At 62.1% G+C, this 21,015-nt stretch carries 20 protein-coding genes; 15 read left to right on the top strand and 5 right to left on the bottom strand.

Going from position 1 to position 21,015, the window contains the following annotated elements; translation table 11 throughout:
* Nucleotides 1-215 precede the first annotated feature (215 nt).
* Complete coding sequence (metK, locus tag NKI63_RS17485) at nt 216-1,505, top strand: methionine adenosyltransferase (RefSeq protein ID WP_023719567.1); 1,290 nt, start codon at nt 216-218, stop codon at nt 1,503-1,505.
* Between the two features lie 11 nt (nt 1,506-1,516).
* Nucleotides 1,517-2,218 carry a tRNA (guanine(46)-N(7))-methyltransferase TrmB gene (trmB, locus tag NKI63_RS17480; RefSeq protein WP_352506139.1) on the top strand — a complete coding sequence of 234 codons (702 nt, stop codon included), beginning with the start codon at nt 1,517-1,519 and terminating at the stop codon, nt 2,216-2,218.
* A 58-nt stretch (nt 2,219-2,276) separates the two neighbouring features.
* On the opposite strand, the gene NKI63_RS17475 is transcribed toward trmB, so the two are convergent.
* Nucleotides 2,277-2,441 carry a hypothetical protein gene (locus NKI63_RS17475; protein ID WP_254816264.1) on the bottom strand — a complete coding sequence of 55 codons (165 nt, stop codon included), beginning with the start codon at nt 2,439-2,441 and terminating at the stop codon, nt 2,277-2,279.
* 281 nt (nt 2,442-2,722) lie between these two features.
* Here NKI63_RS17475 and rimP point away from each other — a divergent pair, with 281 nt between their 5' ends.
* From rimP to NKI63_RS17420, 11 genes are all read left to right on the top strand, one after another.
* On the top strand, nt 2,723-3,355 hold the full coding sequence (rimP, locus tag NKI63_RS17470; protein WP_254816265.1) for a ribosome maturation factor RimP: 633 nt from the start codon (nt 2,723-2,725) through the stop codon (nt 3,353-3,355).
* Nucleotides 3,356-3,401: 46 nt separating this feature from the next.
* Nucleotides 3,402-4,997 (top strand): transcription termination factor NusA, encoded by a 1,596-nt coding sequence (gene nusA, locus NKI63_RS17465; protein ID WP_023719563.1) that lies wholly within the window; start codon nt 3,402-3,404, stop codon nt 4,995-4,997.
* A 38-nt stretch (nt 4,998-5,035) separates the two neighbouring features.
* Complete coding sequence (locus tag NKI63_RS17460; protein WP_352644408.1) at nt 5,036-5,686, top strand: RNA-binding protein; 651 nt, start codon at nt 5,036-5,038, stop codon at nt 5,684-5,686.
* The gene (gene infB, locus NKI63_RS17455; protein ID WP_352506141.1) at nt 5,683-8,250 is read left to right on the top strand and encodes a translation initiation factor IF-2; all 2,568 of its coding nucleotides are present in this window, start codon (nt 5,683-5,685) and stop codon (nt 8,248-8,250) included. Before NKI63_RS17460 ends, infB begins: the two co-directional genes overlap by 4 nt.
* A gap of 213 nt (nt 8,251-8,463) precedes the next feature.
* On the top strand, nt 8,464-8,814 hold the full coding sequence (locus NKI63_RS17450; protein WP_352506142.1) for a hypothetical protein: 351 nt from the start codon (nt 8,464-8,466) through the stop codon (nt 8,812-8,814).
* Nucleotides 8,815-8,910: 96 nt separating this feature from the next.
* Nucleotides 8,911-9,336, top strand: a complete 426-nt coding sequence (rbfA, locus tag NKI63_RS17445) for a 30S ribosome-binding factor RbfA (protein ID WP_254816270.1) — start codon at nt 8,911-8,913, stop codon at nt 9,334-9,336.
* Complete coding sequence (gene truB, locus NKI63_RS17440) at nt 9,336-10,289, top strand: tRNA pseudouridine(55) synthase TruB (protein ID WP_352506143.1); 954 nt, start codon at nt 9,336-9,338, stop codon at nt 10,287-10,289. The genes rbfA and truB overlap by 1 nt, the downstream gene beginning before the upstream one ends.
* Nucleotides 10,290-10,435: 146 nt before the next feature.
* The gene (gene corA, locus NKI63_RS17435; RefSeq protein ID WP_254816272.1) at nt 10,436-11,530 is read left to right on the top strand and encodes a magnesium/cobalt transporter CorA; all 1,095 of its coding nucleotides are present in this window, start codon (nt 10,436-10,438) and stop codon (nt 11,528-11,530) included.
* A 140-nt stretch (nt 11,531-11,670) separates the two neighbouring features.
* Nucleotides 11,671-11,982: a 30S ribosomal protein S15 gene (gene rpsO / locus NKI63_RS17430; protein ID WP_280940423.1), complete on the top strand. Its 312-nt coding sequence runs from the start codon at nt 11,671-11,673 to the stop codon at nt 11,980-11,982.
* A 407-nt stretch (nt 11,983-12,389) separates the two neighbouring features.
* Nucleotides 12,390-14,537 (top strand): polyribonucleotide nucleotidyltransferase, encoded by a 2,148-nt coding sequence (pnp, locus tag NKI63_RS17425; protein ID WP_352686808.1) that lies wholly within the window; start codon nt 12,390-12,392, stop codon nt 14,535-14,537.
* A gap of 88 nt (nt 14,538-14,625) precedes the next feature.
* Nucleotides 14,626-15,639 carry a class I SAM-dependent methyltransferase gene (locus tag NKI63_RS17420; RefSeq protein ID WP_352686806.1) on the top strand — a complete coding sequence of 338 codons (1,014 nt, stop codon included), beginning with the start codon at nt 14,626-14,628 and terminating at the stop codon, nt 15,637-15,639.
* A 36-nt stretch (nt 15,640-15,675) separates the two neighbouring features.
* Here the strand turns inward: NKI63_RS17420 and fabI are convergent, their stop codons facing one another.
* From fabI to fabA, 3 genes are all read right to left on the bottom strand, one after another.
* Nucleotides 15,676-16,488, bottom strand: coding sequence for an enoyl-ACP reductase FabI (fabI, locus tag NKI63_RS17415; protein ID WP_352475969.1), 813 nt, complete (start codon nt 16,486-16,488; stop codon nt 15,676-15,678).
* A 13-nt stretch (nt 16,489-16,501) separates the two neighbouring features.
* Nucleotides 16,502-17,722, bottom strand: a complete 1,221-nt coding sequence (gene fabB, locus NKI63_RS17410; protein ID WP_352686801.1) for a beta-ketoacyl-ACP synthase I — start codon at nt 17,720-17,722, stop codon at nt 16,502-16,504.
* A 124-nt stretch (nt 17,723-17,846) separates the two neighbouring features.
* Nucleotides 17,847-18,365, bottom strand: a complete 519-nt coding sequence (fabA, locus tag NKI63_RS17405; protein ID WP_352506149.1) for a 3-hydroxyacyl-[acyl-carrier-protein] dehydratase FabA — start codon at nt 18,363-18,365, stop codon at nt 17,847-17,849.
* A gap of 240 nt (nt 18,366-18,605) precedes the next feature.
* On the opposite strand from fabA, the gene irrA reads away from it, so the two are divergent.
* Complete coding sequence (gene irrA / locus NKI63_RS17400; RefSeq protein ID WP_023676913.1) at nt 18,606-19,037, top strand: iron response transcriptional regulator IrrA; 432 nt, start codon at nt 18,606-18,608, stop codon at nt 19,035-19,037.
* A gap of 253 nt (nt 19,038-19,290) precedes the next feature.
* Here the strand turns inward: irrA and NKI63_RS17395 are convergent, their stop codons facing one another.
* Nucleotides 19,291-19,848, bottom strand: a complete 558-nt coding sequence (locus tag NKI63_RS17395) for an SH3 domain-containing protein (RefSeq protein WP_023676915.1) — start codon at nt 19,846-19,848, stop codon at nt 19,291-19,293.
* Between the two features lie 155 nt (nt 19,849-20,003).
* On the opposite strand from NKI63_RS17395, the gene NKI63_RS17390 reads away from it, so the two are divergent.
* A complete protein-coding gene (locus NKI63_RS17390; RefSeq protein ID WP_254816279.1) occupies nt 20,004-21,005 on the top strand; it encodes a 2-hydroxyacid dehydrogenase in 1,002 nt (333 codons plus the stop codon).
* Nucleotides 21,006-21,015 lie beyond the last annotated feature (10 nt).

Raw genomic sequence — 21,015 nt, 5'->3', positions numbered from 1 at the left:
TTGCTCGACACGCTTCCTCGAAGCCGTTTTCCCTCAGTCTGTTGGCGCAAGGGCTGATCGCAGTGCGCCCTGCCGCCGTCTCGGGATGCAAAGATAAATAACGTCAAAATTCATGCCAGAACGGCTGCATGGCTTGACGACCGGCGCCCGGCACCGTTAACAACTGGCGCGCCAAAATCGGCGGCCTGCCGATATTTTTTCAAGAGGGGACACCCGTGACGCGGCACAATTACTTCTTCACCTCGGAATCCGTTGCCGAGGGCCATCCCGACAAGGTCTGCGACCGCATCTCCGACGAGATTGTCGATCTCGTCTATCGCGAAGCCAGAAAGACCGGCATGGACCCGTGGAAGGTCCGCGTTGCCTGCGAGACGCTTGCGACAACCAATCGCGTTGTCATCGCCGGCGAGGTGCGCGTCCCCGAGACGCTGCTCAAGAAGGACAAGGAGGGCAATGTCCTGAAGGATGCGGCCGGCCATCCGATTGTCAACCCGGCCAAGTTCAAGTCGGTCGCCCGCAAGGCAATCCGCGAAATCGGCTACGAGCAGGCCGGCTTCCACTGGAAGACGGCCAAGATCGAGGTCCTGCTGCACGGCCAGTCGCCGGATATCGGCCAAGGCGTGGACAACGCCTCCGACCGGCAAGGTGAGGAGGGAGCCGGCGACCAGGGCATCATGTTTGGCTATGCCTGCCGCGAAACCCCGGACCTGATGCCTGCGCCGATCTATTACAGCCACAAGATCCTCGAACTGCTGGCCGCTGCGCGCCATGAAGGCAGCGGTGATGCAGGCAGGCTCGGGCCGGATGCCAAGAGCCAGGTCACCGTCCGCTATGTCGACGGCAAAGCGGCGGAAGTGACGCAGATCGTGCTGTCGACCCAGCATCTCGATGAGACATGGGATTCGAAGAAGGTGCGCAACGTCGTCGAGCCCTATATTCGCGAAGCACTGGGCGACCTGAAGATCGCCGACAATTGCAACTGGTACATCAACCCGACCGGCAAGTTCGTCATCGGCGGGCCCGACGGCGACGCCGGCCTGACCGGCCGCAAGATCATCGTCGACACCTACGGTGGGGCTGCGCCCCATGGCGGCGGCGCTTTCTCCGGCAAGGACACCACCAAGGTCGACCGCTCGGCCGCCTATGCGGCGCGCTATCTCGCCAAGAACGTGGTTGCCGCGAAGCTCGCCGATCGCTGCACTATCCAGCTTTCCTATGCGATCGGTGTCGCCCAGCCGCTGTCGATCTACGTCGACCTCCACGGCACCGGCAAGGTCGACGAGGCAAAGCTCGAGCGTGCACTGCGCACCGTGATGGACCTGTCGCCGTCCGGCATCCGCCGCCACCTCGATCTCAACAAGCCCATCTATGCCAAGACGTCGTCCTACGGCCATTTTGGCCGCAAGGCCGGCCGCGACGGATCCTTCTCCTGGGAGAAGACCGATCTCGCCAAGGCGCTCAAGGACGCTCTCGCCGAACCGGTCGCCGAAGCAGTCGCCGCCTAACCGCGGCGCCTATGGACCCGAAGGACCGGCCAAGCCGTGCGACCGAGGCCTTTTTCGGTCGCCGGCGCGGCAAGACCATTCGACCACAGCAGGCAGCGGCGCTGGAGAGCGGCTTTGCCGCCTACAAGCTCGATCTGACGGTTGGACCACCGGCCGATCTGCGCAGCCTTTTCGAAGCCGGAGTTTCCGCTGTCCAGCTCGAAATCGGTTTTGGCGGCGGCGAACATCTTCTGCACCGTGCTACGGCCAGCCAGGCGACCAGCTTTATCGGCGTCGAACCTTTCGTCAACGGCATGGCCAAGATGATGATGGCGGTCCGGGAGCGGCCGCTTGCCAATCTGCGCGTCTATGATGACGACGCCACGCGCCTGCTGGACTGGCTGCCGCAGGCTTCGCTTGACGGCATTGACCTCCTCTATCCGGATCCGTGGCCGAAGAAGAAGCACTGGAAGCGGCGCTTCGTCAGCCCGGTCAATCTCGACCGCTTCGCGCGCGTCCTGAAGCACGGCGGAAAGTTCCACTTTGCGTCCGACATCGACAGCTATGTGAACTGGACGCTGCTGCATTGCCGGGCCCACGGCGCCTTCACGTGGCAGGCAAACGAAGCAGCCGACTGGCATCGGCCCTATGATGGCTGGCCGGGGACGCGCTATGAGGCCAAGGCCATTCGCGAAGGCCGACGGCCCGCCTATCTGACCTTCGTGCGGAAATAAGCGGGAAATTAGAGCTGAGTAAAGGCGAGCGGCCGAAGGCTCTCGGCGCTCACTTGGCTCAGAAGCGACGGATCTTGTCGAAGGCTGCCGGCTCCATGCCGAGATTGCGCAGATCATGCGCACGCGGCTTGCGACCGTTTTCCACAGCCCGCGACGCTGCTACGGCGCTGCCGAACACGCTAAAGACATCGCCTATGGCTGAAAAAAATCCACGATTGTTCATAATCGTACCCTTTCGAGCGCAGTGAGCGCTCCAATTGTGCAATGCAACATAGATAGTCGTGCGTGGCCGGTGCTCAAAGGGGCATAACTGCATGGGCGCCATGCATTTGGCGCAGCGCTGCGGACTCGGTGCCTTGCCGTCATGCAGGACGGGCTTGAAACGAGGACCATGATCGTCTATATCAGCTTCAAATTCTTGGTCGGTATGACGAAGAGTGGGTCCACCCGGTCCCGCTCTTTTTTATTACCTGCCGACCAACAGGGATCGAGCGACAGGACCGAATGACAGTGACGGCGAGCGAAGGCGACGACCGCATCATCCGCGAAAGCGGCATCGATGCGCGCATCGCGCTGATCGTTCAGCCGGTACTGCGCGCCATTGGCTTTCGCTTGGTACGTGTGCACCTGTCGGGCCAGAACGGGCTGACGCTGCAGATCATGGCCGAGCGCGAGGACGGCACCATGACGGTCGAGGATTGTGAAGAGGTCAGCCGGGCGGTGTCGCCGGCGCTCGATGTCGATGATCCGATCGAGAAGGCTTATCATCTCGAAGTGTCGTCGCCGGGCATCGACCGGCCGCTGGTCCGCAAATCGGACTTTGCAGCCTGGGCCGGCCATCTGGTGAAGATGGAGACGTCTGTCCTCGTCGCCGACCGCAAGCGCTTCAAGGGCAAGATCGCCGAAAGCGACGCGGACGGTGTGGTGATCGAGCGCGACAAGGCCGCTTACGGCGAGGAGCCGACGGTGCGTGTTCCCTACGATGCGATTGCCGAAGCGCGGCTGGTTCTGACCGACGATCTTATCCGCGATGCACTGTCGAAGGACAACCGGGCGCGCAAGGAAGCCAGGAAACGCCGCGGCGAACCCGAAGACGCACCAGCGGGTGCGGAAGACGAAACCGAACAGGAAATGTGATTGGGCTGCCGGCGGTAAGGTCGGCGACAAGCTCGGGAGAAACAAGATGGTTGTAAGCGCCAACAGGCTTGAACTGCTGCAGATCGCCGATGCGGTCGCGCGTGAAAAGTCGATCGACAAGTCGATCGTCATCGCCGCCATGGCCGATGCGATCCAGAAGGCCGCGCGCTCGCGCTACGGCCAGGAAACCAATATCCGGGCGGATATCAATCCGAATACCGGCGAGATGAAGCTGCAGCGGCTGATGGAAGTGGTCGAGAAGGTCGACGACTACGCGACCCAGATTGCCATTTCCTCGGCGCGCGAGCGAAATCCGGACGCCCAGCTCGGCGATTTCATCGCCGAACAGCTGCCGCCGATGGATTTCGGCCGTATCGCCGCCCAGTCGGCCAAGCAGGTCATCGTGCAGAAGGTGCGCGAGGCCGAGCGCGACCGGCAATATGACGAATACAAGGACCGTATCGGCGAGATCGTCAACGGCACCGTCAAGCGCGTCGAATACGGCAACGTCATCGTCGATCTCGGCCGCGGCGAGGCGATCATCCGCCGCGACGAGCTGATTCCGCGCGAAAACTACAAGTATGGCGATCGCGTCCGCGCCTATGTCTATGACGTGCGCCGCGAACAGCGCGGCCCGCAGATCTTCCTGTCGCGCACCCATCCGCAGTTCATGGCGAAGCTGTTCACCATGGAGGTGCCGGAAATCTACGACGGCATCATCGAGATCAAGTCGGTCGCCCGCGATCCGGGTTCGCGCGCCAAGATCGCTGTCATCTCGCGCGACAGCTCCATCGATCCGGTCGGTGCCTGCGTCGGTATGCGCGGCAGCCGCGTCCAGGCGGTCGTCGGTGAATTGCAGGGCGAGAAGATCGACATCATTCCGTGGTCGCCTTCGGCGGCGTCCTTCATTGTCAATGCGTTGCAGCCGGCGGAAGTCGCCAAGGTCGTGCTCGACGAGGATGCCGAGCGCATCGAGGTCGTCGTTCCCGATGATCAGCTGTCGCTGGCCATTGGCCGTCGCGGCCAGAACGTCCGTCTTGCCTCGCAGCTCACCGGCTGGGATATCGACATCCTGACCGAGCAGGAAGAAAGCGAACGCCGCCAGAAGGAATTCGTCGAACGATCGTCGCTGTTCATGGAAGCCCTCGACGTCGACGAGATGGTCGGCCAGGTGCTCGCTTCCGAAGGCTTCACCAGCGTCGAGGAAGTCGCGTATGTCGATTCCGGCGAAATCGCGTCGATCGACGGCTTCGACGAGGACACTGCTTCGGAAATCCAGACCCGCGCCCGCGAATATCTGGAGAAGATCGAAGCCGAGCACGACGAGAAGCGCAAGGCCCTCGGCGTCAAGGATGAATTGCGCGAGATTCCCGGCATCACCACCGCCATGATGGTGACGCTCGGCGAGGACGGCGTGAAGACGATCGAGGATTTCGCCGGCTACGCCGCCGACGACCTGACCGGTTGGAAAGAACGCAAGGACGGCGAGACGAAGGTATTCCCGGGTGTGCTCGCCAACCATGGCGTATCACGCGCCGATGCCGAGCAGATGGTCCTGGCGGCTCGCCTGAAGGCTGGCTGGATCACCGAAGACGAGCTTGCCGCCGAGGGCGTGCCGGCTGACGAAACCGTCGGTGCGTGAGGTGAAACCGCATCGCACCGAACCCGCCCTTGGACGAGATGAACGATCGCACCTGCATCGTCACCCGCAGGCAAGCCGAACCGGATGAACTGATCCGTTTCGTCGTCGGCCCGGATTCGGCCGTCGTTCCGGACATCAAGAGAAACCTGCCCGGCCGCGGTTGCTGGGTGACGGCCGACCGCCTACATATAGACAAGGCAGCGGCGAAAAACCTGTTTGCCCGTGCTTTTAAGGCGCAGGTGAGCGTGCCAGCCGATCTTGGCGGTATGGTCGACGCGCTGCTTTCCAGGTCCGCTCTGGGCATGCTTGGCCTGGCCCGCAAGGCGGGCGCCATAGCGCTCGGAGCGACCAAGGTCGAGAGTGCCGTGCGCGGCGGACTTGCACTTTTCGTGCTCCACGCGACCGAGGCTTCCGACGATGGCGTCCGCAAGATAAGCCAGGCGCGACGGGCAACCGTCCACCTCGGCGGGCCTGCGATCCGCGCTTACAAACTTTTCTCCGAGGCCGAGTTGAGCTTGGCATTGGGGGGTACAAATGTGATACATGCTGCCGTTCTCGCGGGAGACGCGGGCAGGGCGGTCCAGAAGCGCATGGTTGCGCTCGACCGATATCGGGGCGGTTCCCCGGACGATCTGGCAATGCTTGCGGCCGTTGCTGACGAGGATGATGCCGCAGAGGATATGGAATGAGCGATACGAAATCGGGCGACGACAAGACGCTGAGTGTTACGCCGAAGAAGACCTTGACGCTGAAGCGCCCCGGTATGGAACAGGGCACGGTGCGCCAGAACTTCTCGCATGGCCGCACCAAGTCGGTGGTCGTCGAGACCAAGAAGCGCAAGTTCTCGCTGCCTGGCGACAAGCCGGAGCCGGCGGCAGCGCCTGTGTCCGTTTTCACGCCGAAGCCGGTTGCGGCAGTGCCTGCCGTGCAGGAAGCTCCCAAGGCGCCGCCGCCTCCGCCGCCGCTCGAACGCGGCGGCATGGTGCTGAACGAGTTGTCGCGCCAGGAAATGGAAGCACGCCGCCGGGCTCTCGAGGGCTCGAAGGTCCGCGATGTCGAGGATCGCCAGCGCGCCATCGAGGAGGCCAAGCGCCGCAGCGAGGACGAAGAGCGCCGCCGCCGCGAGCGCGAGGAATCGGCTCGCCGTCAGGCCGAGGAAGAGGCACGGCTGCAAGCCGAGGCCGAATCCCGCCGCCGTGCCGAGGAAGAGGCGCGCCGCCGTGCGCCGCTCGCCGCCGAACTGGCGACAGTCGATGACGAGGAAGAGGTCAAGCCGAAGCGGACCGGTGCCGGTGCACCGGTGCGCCGTCTCGTCACCCCCGAAGTGGCACGTCCTGCCAAGCCGACCAAGGGCGAGGAAGACCGCCGCCGCGGAAAGCTGACGCTGAATTCGGCTCTTTCCGACGAGGATGCGCGCGCCCGCTCGCTCTCGTCGATGCGCCGTCGTCAGGAGAAATTCAAGCGCGCGTTGCATAACGAGCCACGCGAGAAAGTCATGCGTGAAGTGATCCTGCCCGAAACCATCACCATCCAGGAGCTGGCGCAGCGCATGTCCGAGCGCGCTGTCGACGTGGTCAAGTTCTTCATGAAGCAGGGCCAGATCCTGAAGCCTGGAGACGTCATCGACGCCGACACGGCCGAACTGGTCGCCACCGAATTTGGCCACACGGTCCGCCGCGTCGCCGAGTCCGACATCGAAGAGGGCTTGTTCAACATCGCCGATCGTCCGGAGGACCTGCAGCCGCGTCCGCCGGTGGTAACGATCATGGGCCATGTCGATCACGGCAAGACCTCGTTGCTCGATGCCATCCGCAATGCCAACGTCGTGTCCGGCGAAGCCGGCGGCATTACCCAGCATATCGGCGCTTATCAGGTCGAGAAGAACGGTCACAAGATCACGTTCATAGACACGCCCGGCCACGCCGCCTTCACGGCGATGCGTGCCCGCGGCGCCCAGGCGACCGATATCGCCATCCTCGTGGTGGCAGCCGACGACAGTGTCATGCCGCAGACGATCGAATCGATCAATCACGCCAAGGCGGCCGGCGTTCCGATAATCGTGGCGATCAACAAGATCGACAAGCATGACGCCGATCCGCAGAAGGTGCGCTCGGAACTGCTGCGCCACGAGGTGTTCGTCGAATCGATGGGCGGCGAGGTGTTGGATGTCGAGGTGTCGGCGACCAAGGGCATCAATCTCGACAAGTTGCTCGAAGCGATCCTGCTGCAGGCCGAAATCCTCGACCTGAAGGCCAATCCGGACCGCACCGCCGAAGGCGTGGTCATCGAAGCCCAGCTCGACAAGGGCCGCGGCCCGGTCGCTACGGTGCTGGTGCAGACCGGCACGTTGATGCCGGGCGACATCCTCGTCGCCGGCAACGAATGGGGCCGGGTACGCGCGCTCGTCAACGATCGCGGCGAGCAAGTCAAGGAAGCGCCGCCGGCAATGCCGGTGGAAGTCCTCGGTCTGCAAGGTACGCCGCTGGCCGGCGACCGCTTCGCCGTTGTCAACAACGAGGCCCGAGCCCGCGAGATCACCGAATATCGCCAGCGTCTGGCGCGCGAGAAGGCGGTGGCCAGGCATGCCGGCCAGCGCGGCTCGCTTGAACAGATGATGTCGCAATTGCAGACCAGCGGATTGAAGGAATTCCCGCTGGTCATCAAGGGCGACGTGCAGGGTTCGATCGAGGCGATCAACGCGGCGCTCGACAATCTCGGCACCGACGAGGTGCGCGCCCGCATCGTCCATGCCGGGGCTGGCGGCATTACCGAAAGCGACGTGTCGCTGGCGGAAACCTCGGGGGCTGCGATCATCGGCTTCAACGTTCGCGCCAATGCGCAGGCCCGCGCGGCCGCGGCTGCGGCAGGCATCGAGATCCGCTACTATTCGATCATCTACAATCTGGTCGATGATGTGAAAGCGGCTCTTTCCGGCCTGCTCTCGCCGGAGCGTCGCGAGACCTTCATCGGCAATGCCGAGATCCTCGAGATCTTCGACATCACCAAGGTCGGCAAGATCGCCGGCTGCCGTGTCACCGAAGGCAAGGTCGAGCGTGGTGCGGGCGTGCGCCTGATCCGCGACAATGTCGTCATCCACGAAGGCACGCTGAAGACCCTGAAGCGCTTCAAGGACGAAGTTTCGGAAGTTCCGGCCGGCCAGGAATGCGGCATGGCCTTCCAAAACTACGAGGACATGCGCGTCGGTGACGTCATCGAGTGCTTCCGCGTCGAGATGGTGACCAGGACGCTGTAGTGTCGGCATATGGAGCAAGAACGAAGCCTTGAGTACCGCTTTGTTCTGTCTCCTGCCGATTTTTCAGGGGTCTACTCAAGGGCGCGGAGCGAAAGTCGTCTCGGCGCCCTGAGACGGTTGTTTTACTGCTTTCTCGTTGGCATTCCGCTTGTGCTTGTCACAAACTATCTCGACGGCTCCGGTGCTTTGGCCGGAGTCGCGGGAGTTGTGGGCATGATGACCATTGTCACGGGTATCATGATCAATCTCGGCCCCATTCTGGCGAGGCGAGTCGAGGTTGCTCATTTCGAGCCTGAACCCACCATGATCCGAGTGGATGTCGCCGGCATCTCAAAGCGTGCCGCAGATACAGAGATCCACATCGGATGGAAATCCGTAAGCCGAGTTACTCTGACCGAATTCGGCATCGGTTTTGTGACGCAAGAGGGTGGCTGGTTTATTCCGATGAGTGCATTTGGGTCCGAGAGCGATTTGAAAGCCGAATACGACAGGATCGTTTCGTTCATGGTCTCATTACAGGCCGGCCCGGAGACAGAGCATTCAGTGCCGCGCACCTTACATTAGCTGAGGTGCAGGTTCCTTGGGGTAGCCAAGCCGGATCAACGGCGCTAAGTCAACCGTTTGAGGCGGTTCGAACCCGCACTGAGAGAAGAGATTTTCATGCCAAGACCACCATCGGCTGGCCCATCCCAGCGCATGCTGCGCGTCGGCGAGCAGGTGCGCCATGCGCTGTCCGAGACCTTGCAGCGCGGCGAGATCCTCGATCCGCTGATCGAGAATGCCGTGGTCTCGGTCTCCGAAGTGCGCATGTCGCCCGATCTGAAGATCGCCACCGCCTTCGTCTCGCCGCTTGGCGCCAAGGATGCCGGTGCGGTGGTCGAAGCGCTCAACAAGCATGCGAAGTTCGTCCGCGGCCGCGTCTCCGGCGCGCTGCGGCAGATGAAGTACATGCCGGAATTCCGCTTCCGGCTCGACACCAGCTACGACAATTTCCAGAAGATCAACGAATTGCTGCACTCGCCCGAAGTGGCGCGCGATCTCAGCGCCGACGACAAAGACAAAGACGACCGGAAGGACAGCGAATAGTGGCGCGCCGCGGCAAGAAGAAGGGCCGGCCGATCTCGGGCTGGCTGATACTGGACAAGCCGGTCGGCATGGGCTCGACCGAAGCCGTCTCCAAGATCAAGTGGCTGTTCCAGGCGGAGAAGGCCGGCCATGCCGGCACGCTCGACCCGCTCGCGTCCGGCATGCTGCCGATCGCACTTGGTGAAGCGACCAAGACGGTGCCTTACGTCCAGGACGGCGCCAAGGTCTACCGCTTCACGGTTGCCTGGGGCGAGGAGCGTTCGACCGACGACCTCGAAGGCCCGGCGACCAAAAGCTCGGACCGCCGTCCGGCGGAAGCCGACGTGCTGGCGCTGCTTTCGAAATATACCGGCGTCATCATGCAGACGCCGCCGCAATTTTCGGCGATCAAGATCGCTGGCGAGCGCGCTTATGACCTTGCCCGCGATGGCGAGACGGTCGACATTCCGGCACGCGAGGTCGAGATCGGCCGGCTCGACCTGGTCGAGCATATGGTCGATCGCACCATCTTCGAGGTCGAATGCGGCAAGGGCACCTATGTCCGCTCGCTGGCGCGCGACATGGGCCGCGAGCTCGGCTGTTTCGGCCACATCGCCGAGCTGCGGCGGGTCGAGGTCGAGCCGTTCACGCAGGAAGATTTCGTTACCCTGGCCGAGTTGGAAGCCGCCCGCTTCGGCGAGCAGGGCGAGCCGCAAGCAGCGGACGCCCCGATCGACTTCGGTGCCATCGATGCACTTCTGGTCGACACCGCCGCCGCGCTCGAATGCCTGCCGCAGGTCGCGATCAGCGATGATGCGGCAACCAAAATCCGCCTCGGCAATCCGGTCATCATTCGCGGCCGTGACGCGCCGGTAGAAGCGGAGGAGGCTTGCGCCACCGCGCGCGGCAAGTTGGTCGCCATCGGCGCTATCGAGCAAGGCATGTTCAAGCCAAAGCGGGTCTTTATCGGGTAACAGCTGTCGCCCGGCGCATGATCTCCAAACCGGATTCTATTTTGGGAAACGATCATGCGTTAAATCAACGGCGCTACGGTGCCGTTTGCCGTCCGAAAGGATGCGCTGCGCTGTAGTGCCGTTCGACGCTGCACTCGAGGGGGCACATGGCAAAGGCTGACACGGTCAACAAACGAGCGGCGCTCAAAACACGGAGGCCGCCGGTTGGGGCTTCGCCGGGCACGCTGATCGCCGACCCGGCGGCGCGCCGCTCCGAGCTCAGGCTGACGTTGATCTCGCCCGAGAAGTTCAAGACGATCGACAATGCCAGCATCGACGACGTCAACACCCATTGCCACAATTGGCCGGTCATCTGGCTCGACTGCACAGGCCTCGCCAATATCCAGCTGATCGAGGAGATCGGCCGGATTTTCAACCTGCATCCGCTGGCGCTGGAAGACGTCGTCAACACCGGTCAGCGGCCGAAGGTGGATTTCTTCGAGGACCACGCCTTTGTCGTCGTCAGGATGATCGACGACGTCACCGCGCACCGTTACGAACAGATCGCCGTCTTCTTCGGCAAGACCTTCGTCGTCACCTTCCAGGAGCGCGAAGGCGACCCATTCGATCCCGTGCGCAAGCGGATCGCAAGCTCGGTGCCCAACCGCTTGCGCTCGCGCGGCGCCGACTATCTCGCTTATGCTTTGATCGACGCCATCGTCGACAGCTATTTCCCGCCGATCGAGGCTGCTGGCGAATTGGTCGACAGCATCGAGGACCAGATGCTGCACCAGGCGCACAAGCACCAGATGCGGCAGCTTCACGAATTGCGGCGCGATGCCAATGTGCTGAAGGGCGTGCTTTGGCCGATGCGCGATGCGCTGGCGACCATGATCCGCAACGACGTGCCCTATGTGAAGGCCGAAACCAAGATATTCCTGAACGACACGCTCGATCATTCGCTGCGATTGATCGAACTGGTCGAAACCCAGCGCGACATGCTGACCGGCCTGATCGAGATGCACTTGTCGCTCAGCCAGGCGCGCACCAACGACGTCATCAGCTACCTGACGATCGTCTCGGTGATCTTCATGCCGCTTACCTTTCTCGTCGGCGTATGGGGCATGAATTTCGACCCCGACACCTCGCCCTGGAATATGCCGGAGCTGAAGGCCTATTACGGCTATCCCCTGTCGCTCGCCTTCATGGCGCTTGTTGCGGTCGGGCTCTTTGCGTACTTCAAATGGAAGAAATGGCTCTGACTAGGCGGAAGTGCCCGTTTATGCAGCGAAAAGCCGGCTTGTGAATTAGGCTGGCCTTTTTGTCGGAATTGCACTATATGCGCCGCAGCTTCGCGCTTTGACGCGTTGCTTGCACCGGCCCCTGCTGGACGACATCCCGGCTGAGGGCGTCCCGTTTCCTCAAACAGACAAGGAAAAACACGATGTCGATTACTGCCGAACGCAAGAAGGAATTGATGGGCGAATTCGCAACCGCCAAGGGCGATACCGGGTCTCCGGAAGTTCAGGTGGCCATCCTTTCCGAGCGCATCAAGAACCTGACCGATCATTTCAAGGACCACAAGAAGGATAACCATTCCCGCCGTGGTCTGCTCGCTCTCGTTTCCCAGCGCCGCAGCCTGCTTGATTATCTCAAGCGCAAGGACGACGCGCGCTATCAGACGCTGATCGAGAAGCTCGGTCTGCGCCGTTGAGGAATTGACCGGCGGGTTCTTTCGAGAGCCCGCCGGTCGCGCATTGGAGCATCGGATCATCCAAGGCTCCAATGAAGGAAGCAGAGCGCCGCGCACCGGTTTGGCTGCGCAAAGGACGCTCTGAAGTTTTAGATTTGCGCAGGATACTTTCCGAAAACCTGGTTTTCGGGTCCCCGCGCAAGGCCAGTCGGATCGATTGGCCAACCCGGTTTCGAACAGCAGAGGGCCACTCGAAACCGCCCATGGACGGTCATGGGGCAGGATTGCAGGACGCTCGTGCGGCACCGCGCCGAATAGCCGAGCTTCCCGTTGTCTTGCCCGTGGCTGCCCGAGAAAGGAAGCCAAGGGAAAGGGGCATCCGCGCACGCTGAAACGGCGCGGCCCTTTCCGCATACGAAGGACAAGACATGTTCAATTACCACAAAGTGGAAATCGAATGGGGCGGCCGCCCGCTCATTCTCGAAACCGGCAAGATCGCGCGTCAGGCTGATGGCGCGGTGCTGGCCACCTACGGCGAAACCAAGGTTCTCGCCACCGTCGTCTCGATGAAGGAGCCGAAACCCGGCCTCGATTTCTTCCCGCTGACGGTCAACTACCAGGAAAAGACTTACGCCGCAGGCAAGATCCCGGGTGGCTATTTCAAGCGGGAAGGCCGTCCGAGCGAGAAGGAAACGCTGGTTTCCCGCCTGATCGACCGCCCGATCCGCCCGCTCTTCGCCGAAGGCTACAAGAACGACACGCAGATCGTCGTCACCGTCGTCCAGCACGATCTCGAAAATGATCCGGACATCCTGTCGATCGTCGCCACCTCCGCCGCCCTGACCTTGTCCGGCGTGCCGTTCATGGGCCCGGTCGGCGGCGCCCGCGTCGGCTACATCAACGGCGAATACGTGCTCAACCCGCACGTCGACGAGATGCAGGAATCGAAGCTCGACCTGGTCGTCGCCGGCACCGCCGACGCCGTGCTGATGGTCGAGTCCGAAGCCAAGGAACTCGGCGAGGACCTTATGCTGGGCGCCGTCATGTTCGGCCACAGGGGCTTCCAGCCGGTGATCGACGCGATCATCAAGCTGGCTGAAGTCGCGGCCAAGGACCCGCGCGACTTCACCGCGCCGGACTATTCCACACTTGAAGCCGAGATGCTCAAGATCGTCGAAGGCGAGCTTCGCGACGCCTACAAGATCACCGACAAGCAGAAGCGCTATGCCGCCGTCGACGCCGTCAAGGCGAAGGTCAAGGCCGCGTTCGCGCCGGCAGAAGGCGAAGAGGCCAAATACACGTCCGAACAGATCGGCACCGTGTTCAAGGAGCTCCAGGCCAAGGTCGTGCGCTGGAACATCCTCGACACCGGCTCGCGCATCGACGGCCGCGACCTGAAGACGGTCCGCAAGATCGTCTCGGAAGTCGGCGTCCTGCCGCGCACGCACGGCTCGGCGCTGTTCACCCGTGGCGAGACCCAGGCGCTGGTCGTCGCCACGCTCGGCACCGGCGAGGACGAGCAGTATGTCGATTCGCTGACCGGCATGTACAAGGAGAAGTTCCTCCTGCACTACAACTTCCCTCCCTATTCGGTCGGTGAAACCGGCCGCATGGGTTCGCCGGGCCGCCGCGAAATCGGTCATGGCAAGCTCGCCTGGCGCGCCATCCGGCCGATGCTGCCGACCGCCGACCAGTTCCCCTATACGTTGCGCGTCGTTTCGGAGATCACCGAGTCCAACGGTTCGTCATCGATGGCTACCGTCTGCGGCACCTCGCTGGCGCTGATGGATGCCGGCGTGCCGCTGGCCAAGCCGGTCGCCGGTATTGCAATGGGCCTGATCAAGGAAGGCGAGCGCTTCGCCGTGCTCTCCGACATTCTTGGCGACGAGGACCACCTCGGCGACATGGACTTCAAGGTTGCCGGCACCGCCTACGGCATCACCTCGCTGCAGATGGACATCAAGATCGAGGGCATCACCGAGGAGATCATGAAGATCGCCCTCGACCAGGCCAAGGAAGGCCGTCAGCACATTCTTGGCGAAATGGCCCATGCCCTGTCCGGCGCGCGTGCCGAGCTCGGCGAGTTCGCACCGCGCATCGAGGTCATGCACATTCCGACCGACAAGATCCGCGATGTGATCGGCTCGGGCGGCAAGGTCATCCGCGAAATCGTCGAAAAGACTGGTGCCAAGATCAACATTGAGGATGACGGCACGGTCAAGATCGCTTCGGCCAACGCCAAGGAGATCGAGGCGGCGAAGAAGTGGATACACACCATCGTCGCTGAGCCGGAAGTCGGGGAGATCTACGAAGGCACGGTCGTCAAGACCGCCGACTTCGGCGCATTCGTCAACTTCTTCGGCCCGCGTGACGGTCTCGTCCACATCTCGCAGCTCGCCAATGATCGTGTCGCCAAGACCTCCGATGTCGTCAAGGAAGGCGACAAGGTCTGGGTCAAGCTGATGGGCTTCGACGAGCGCGGCAAGGTCCGCCTGTCGATGAAGGTCGTCGACCAGGCCACCGGGAAGGAAATCGCTCGCGACAAAAAGAGCGAAGGCGAAGAAAACGCCGCCTAAGCTGATCTAACTATGCAATCGAAGCGGGCGCGCCGGAAGGTCGCGCCCGTTTGCATTCAACAACAGCCTTGCAGTTCAAGAGTGGTGAATGTCCGCCGAGCCGCTGAAAACGCTTTTCCACCCATTCGAGGCAGGGGCTGTGTCCCTGCCACGAAAGGATGAATGCATTCTCTTTCTCGGTGCCGAGCCCGGCTTTCGCTTACCCGCAGGCTTTGATGCCAAGCTTCATCTCGTCCAAGGCTTCAGGCCGCATTTTCGTGCCTTGCAGGCCTCCGGCTTCACTGTCACGCCGCAGGTCGAAGGCGAGGCTTTCGACGCGGCATTTGTGCTCGCCGGCCGCCATCGCGGCCAAAACGAGTTGCGCGTCGCCGAAGCGGTCAAACGCGTGGTACCAGGCGGGTTGATCGTCGTCGCCGGCGGCAAGGACGATGGCGTCGCCAGCCTGCGCAAGCATGTCGGCGCCCTTGTGCGGCTCGAAGGCCACCTGCCGAAACATCACGGCATTGCCTTCTGGTTTCGCCGGCCGACCGATACCGTTGCCGCGGCAACGCTTCGCGCCGCCAATCCGGACTTGGTGGTCGAGGACCACTTCCGCACGGCCCCAGGCATGTTTTCCTTCGACAAGATCGATGCGGGATCGAAGCTGCTGGTCGAAAATCTGCCCAACGATCTGCGTGGCAGTGTTGCGGATTTCTGTGCAGGTTGGGGCTATGTCGCTGCCGAGGTCGCCGCCCGCTCACCCGGCATATCGGCACTTGACCTTTACGAAGCGGATTTCGAGGCGCTGGAGGCCGCCAAAACCAATGTCGGCAACACAGGCGTGGAGCCACGTTTCTTCTGGACAGATCTTTTGAGCGAACCGGTGGAGCGCCGCTACGATGTGGTCGTCATGAACCCGCCCTTTCACCGCAGCCGGGCGACTGAGCCGGAAATCGGTGCCGGTATGATCCGCGCGGCAGGCAAAGCGCTGAAGCCGGGCGGCCGGTTGTTCATGGTGGCAAACCGTCAGCTTCCCTACGAACCGGTGCTGGCGGCCGCCTTCTCCACCCATGCGGAGCTCGCCCGTGACGGCATGTTTAAGGTCTTCTCGGCGCGACGCTGAAACGCTGCGGCGCAAGCCGGCGACACGTCACTCGCGCTATTCCCGTCCGGCGTCAGTCTGCTTCAACTCGTCAAGCGTCGGCATGGACACGATGTGATAGCCGGAATCGACATAGTGGATTTCGCCGGTGACGCCGGAGGACAGGTCGGACAGCAAATAGAGCGCGGAGCCGCCGACTTCGTCGATCGTCACCGTACGGCGTAGCGGCGAATTGCGCTGCTGGTAGGAGAACATGTGGCGTGCGTCGGAAATCCCGGCGCCCGCAAGCGTCCGTACCGGTCCCGCCGATATGCCGTTCACCCTGATGCCGCGCGGGCCGTAGTCGTTGGCTAGATAGCGGACGCTGGCCTCCAGCCCGGCCTTGGCAACACCCATGACGTTGTAGTTCGGCATGACGCGAACCGAACCCGCATAAGTCAGCGTGATCATCGAGCCGCCGTCCTTCATCAACGTGGCGGCGTGGCGGGCAACCTCGGTGAAGGAATAGCAGGAGATCACCATGGTGCGGATGAAATTGTCGCGGCTGGTGTCGGCGTAGAGGCCTTTCAGCTCGTTCTTGTCGGAAAAGCCGATGGCGTGAACGATGAAGTCCAGCCCGCCCCACGCCTTGCCCAAGGTCTCGAAGGTGGCGGCGACCGACGCGCTGTCCTCGACGTCGCAAGGCACCACCAGCGATGCGCCCAGCTTCTCGGCGAGCGGCTTGACCCGGCGTCCGAAGGCGTCGCCCTGATAGGTGAAGGCGAGTTCCGCGCCATGTTCGGACAGTTTGCGGGCGATACCCCAGGCAATGGAATGATCGTTGGCGACACCCATGACAAGCCCGCGCTTGCCGTTCATCAATCCGTCCATGGTCGGCAAATCCTTATGCGGAATAGCGCTGGAAAATCAGCGTAGCGTTGGTGCCACCGAAACCGAACGAATTGGACAAAACAGTGTCGATCCTTGCGTTGTCGATGCGCTTGCGCACGATCGGCATGCCTTCGAATTCCGGATCGAGGTTCTCGATGTGGGCGCTCTCGCCGATGAAGCCGCCTTGCATCATCAGGATCGAGTAGATCGATTCCTGCACGCCGGCCGCACCTAGCGAATGGCCGGTCAGCGATTTCGTCGATGTGATGAAAGGCATGTTGTCGCCGAACACCTCGCGGATGGCGCCCATTTCCTTGGAGTCGCCGACCGGCGTCGAGGTGCCGTGCGTATTGATGTAGTCGACTGGTGAAGTGACGGTCGCCATTGCCTGTCGCATGCAGCGTGCCGCGCCTTCGCCCGATGGCGCCACCATATCGTAGCCGTCCGATGTGGCGCCATAGCCGACGATCTCGGCATAGATCTTGGCGCCGCGCGCTTTTGCGTGCTCGAGCTCTTCAAGAATCAGCACGCCGGCGCCGCCGGCAATGACGAATCCGTCGCGATCGACGTCGTAGGCGCGGGAGGCGACCGATGCCCTGTCGTTGAACTTGGACGACATGGCGCCCATGGCATCGAAGAGATCCGACATCGTCCAGTCGAGATCCTCATGGCCGCCGGCGAACACGATGTCCTGCTTGCCCCACTGGATCAGCTCGTAGCCATTGCCGATGCAATGCGCTGACGTCGAGCAGGCCGATGAGATGGAATAGTTGACGCCGTGGATCTTGAACCAGGTGGCAAGCGTCGCCGACGCGGTCGACGACATCGCTTTTGGCACCGCGAACGGGCCGATCCGCTTGGGGCTGCCGTTTTTGATCGTGGTCTCGGCCGCCTCGACGATTGCACGGGTCGACGGTCCGCCGGAGCCCATCACGATGCCGGTGCGCTCGTTGGTGATGTCGGTCTCGTCGAGGCCGGCATCTGCGATCGCCTGGTCCATTGCGACGTGGTTCCAGGCAGCACCCTGCGACAGGAAGCGCATGGCGCGACGGTCGATCATGCCCGACGGATCCAGTGTCGGCGCACCCCACACCCGGCAACGGAAGCCATGCTCGGCGAAAGAGTCGGAGAAGCTGATGCCGGATCTGGCATCGTGCAGCGAGGTCTGCACCTCGTTGGCATTATTGCCTATCGACGACACGATGCCGAGACCTGTGACTACGACCCGTCTCATTCGCAACTCCTTCCAGCGCGGACCTCCGAAACCTGAAATCGATTTGCGGAACGGAACCATGCGCAAAATTAAAGTGCTACAGCGTCCTTTGGACGTCCAAGACGTGGCACTGTAGGGTCTTCGTTCAGACGGCGGCCGATTGCTTGGAAAGACCGACCTTCAGATCCGTTGCCGCATATATGGGCTCGCCATCTGCCTTCAGCCAGCCATCGGCGATACCAAGCACAAGCCGACCGCGCATCACCCGCTTGAAGTCGACGCCATACTCCACCTTCTTGACCGTTGGCGTGACCATGCCTTTGAACCTCACCTCCCCGGTCGACAGCGCCATTCCCTTGCCGGGTTCACCGAGCCATCCGAGATAGAACCCCGTCAACTGCCACATGGCGTCCAGGCCCAGGCATCCCGGCATGATCGGATTGCCGATGAAATGGCAGGCGAAAAACCACAAATCCGGCTTGATATCGAACTCCGCGCGGATGAAACCCTTGTCGAACGCACCGCCAGTTTCGCTGATCTCGGTGATGCGGTCGAACATCAGCATCGGCGGATAGGGCAGCTGCGCATTTCCCGGTCCGAACAGCTCGCCGCGGGCGCAGGCAAGCAATTCCTCGTAACCGTAGCTGGATTTCGAACCCGCCATCAATCTCGTCCCCGTGATCGTCCCGGGCGAAAGGCGCCCTTGTCGGTGGTTTCCTAACACAATCTGTTTCAGGCCGGAAACCGGCGTTTGCGCTTAACCTGCCCGTCTGCCCGGGTCAATGCGCGCTATTGATCGCATTCGGTCGACAGAATATATGTCAGGACACGTCCAGTTTCGGCAGATGCTCAATTTCTGCCATGTTGGACGTGTCTGAGGCGGAACTGTGAGCGCGACGGATAGATGGATCTGGGTTGCCGGAAGGATAATGTCGCTGTGGACAAGCGGGTTCGCGAGGCCGGTCTGAGGCCGACACGCCAGCGCATCGCACTGGCCGATCTGCTTTTCGCCAAGGGCGACCGCCATCTTTCGGCCGAGGAACTGCACGAGGAGGCGCTTGCCGCCGGCGTGCCGGTGTCCCTGGCCACCGTCTACAATGCTCTGCACCAGTTTACCCAGGCAGGTCTTCTGCGCATCCTTGCCGTCGAGGGATCGAAGACTTATTTCGACACCAACACATCCGATCACCATCATTTCTATATCGAGGGCGAAAACAGGATCTTCGATATCGACAGCGGCCCGGTGACGGTTTCCAACCTGCCGGAACCGCCGGAAGGCATGGAGATCGCCAATGTCGATATCGTGGTGAGACTGCGTCCGAAACGCTGCGACTGACCGGCGCCTTATGAATTCCTGGATTTGACGCTCCGGCTTTGAATGGGTCGCCGTCGCGGTGGCGGCTTTTGTCTTCTATGCGATCGCTGGTGTTCCTGGTGGTTGTTTGGGATATGGCTTGAAGCTGTCGAGCAGTTTCCAGGATACCCATCTCGGCCGCATCGGCCGCTAAACCATCCCCGAACCGAAGATCAGCGAAACAAGTGCCGGATCCGGTGCTTGCCGTGCTGGCCCGACCTGCGGTCCAGAAACGTCAGTTCTTGACCTTTTCGCCGGGATAGGCACCCCAGACGAGCGACTGCGCGAGCCAGCCGGTATGACCGTCGAAGGTCATTTCGCACCACTGGCCATCGCAGGACTTGATCGTGCCCATCACCCCCGGTTCGAGGATCGCGATGACGCCAGCATCTTTTGCCGGGTCGTCTAGGAGGTTGACGCGAGCGTCCTTGCCGCGCTGCCAGGGGGCGACGATCGCCGTGCGGCGGCCCGAAAGCAGCGACTGATTGATCCAGCCTTCCGAGCCGTCGGCATCGCGCACACGGCGCCACGTATCGAACTCCTGGATGATCTCCATCGGCAGGCCTGGCTTCATATACATCCAGTCGACGGAATAATTGACGCCCGGCCCAACGCGCGAGTTGACGCGGCCGGATTTCAGGCTGACGAAGCGCGGCAGCGGCAAGCCGCTTGGTCCGAGCGTGACGCTCTGGGCGGGTGCCGCGGCACTTTGCGCCATCACCAGTGGGCTATGGATGAGAGCGCCGAGGAATGCTGCACTGAGGGTCAGGCGGAGCGACGCGAAACCAGACACTTTCGTTCCTTTCGGCGCCGGCCCATCGGCCTTCGCCCCTTTTTCTTTGTCTTCGGCGGAACCGCTTGTTACATGAATGACCGGTACCGCGATCGGCTCTCAGTTTCGCCGTTCTTGGTTAAAGAGGTCTCAACGAGATCGGGTTCGAGGAAACAATGGCAGGCAAAAAGAAGCCCCTCGTCATCATCACGCGCAAATTGCCCGACCCGGTCGAGACCCGCATGCGCGAGTTGTTCGACGCCCGCTTGAATGTCGAGGACAGGCCGATGACGCAGCCGGAATTGGTGGCGGCGGTCAAGGAGGCCGACGTGCTGGTGCCGACCGTGACCGACAATATCGATGCGGCGCTGATTGCCCAGGCTGGCGACAACCTCAAGCTGATCGCCAATTTTGGCAATGGCGTCGACAAGATCGATGTTGCGGCAGCGGCCAAGAAAGGCATCACCGTCACCAACACGCCGAACGTGTTGACCGAAGATACGGCCGACATGACCATGGCGCTAATGCTGGCCGTGCCGCGGCGGCTGGCCGAAGGCGCCAACGTGCTGACCGGCGACAAGAAATGGGCGGGCTGGTCGCCGACTTGGATGCTCGGCCGGCGCATCTGGGGCAAACGGCTCGGCATTGTCGGCATGGGTCGCATCGGCACCGCCGTCGCCAGGCGCGCCAAGGCCTTTGGCCTCTCGATCCACTACCACAACCGCCACCGCGTGCTTCCGGCAATCGAGGACGAGTTGGAAGCGACATATTGGGAAAGCCTCGACCAGATGCTCGCCCGCATGGACATTATCTCCGTCAATTGCCCATCGACACCGGCAACCTTCCACCTGCTTTCGGCGCGGCGGCTGGCGCTTCTGCAACCGTCAGCTTACATAGTCAACACCGCGCGCGGCGATATCATCGATGAGGAATCGCTGGTCAAGCTCATCCATGACGGCAAGATCGCCGGCGCCGGCCTCGACGTCTACGAGCACGAGCCGGCGCTGAACAGCAAGCTGCTGAAACTTGCCCACAAAGGCAAGGTCGTGCTGTTGCCGCATATGGGCTCGGCGACCCTCGAAGGCCGTATCGACATGGGCGAGAAGGTAATCATCAACATCCGCGCCTTCTTCGACGGTCATCGCCCGCCCGACCGCGTGCTGCCATTGAGGGCGTGACCTGCCGTCA

The organism is Mesorhizobium sp. M0410 (genome assembly GCF_040321435.1).
In the GTDB taxonomy this organism is placed as follows: Bacteria; Pseudomonadota; Alphaproteobacteria; order Rhizobiales; family Rhizobiaceae; genus Mesorhizobium.
The sequence above is the reverse complement of the archived record's forward strand: the minus strand, read 5'-3'. Positions and strand labels throughout refer to the sequence as shown.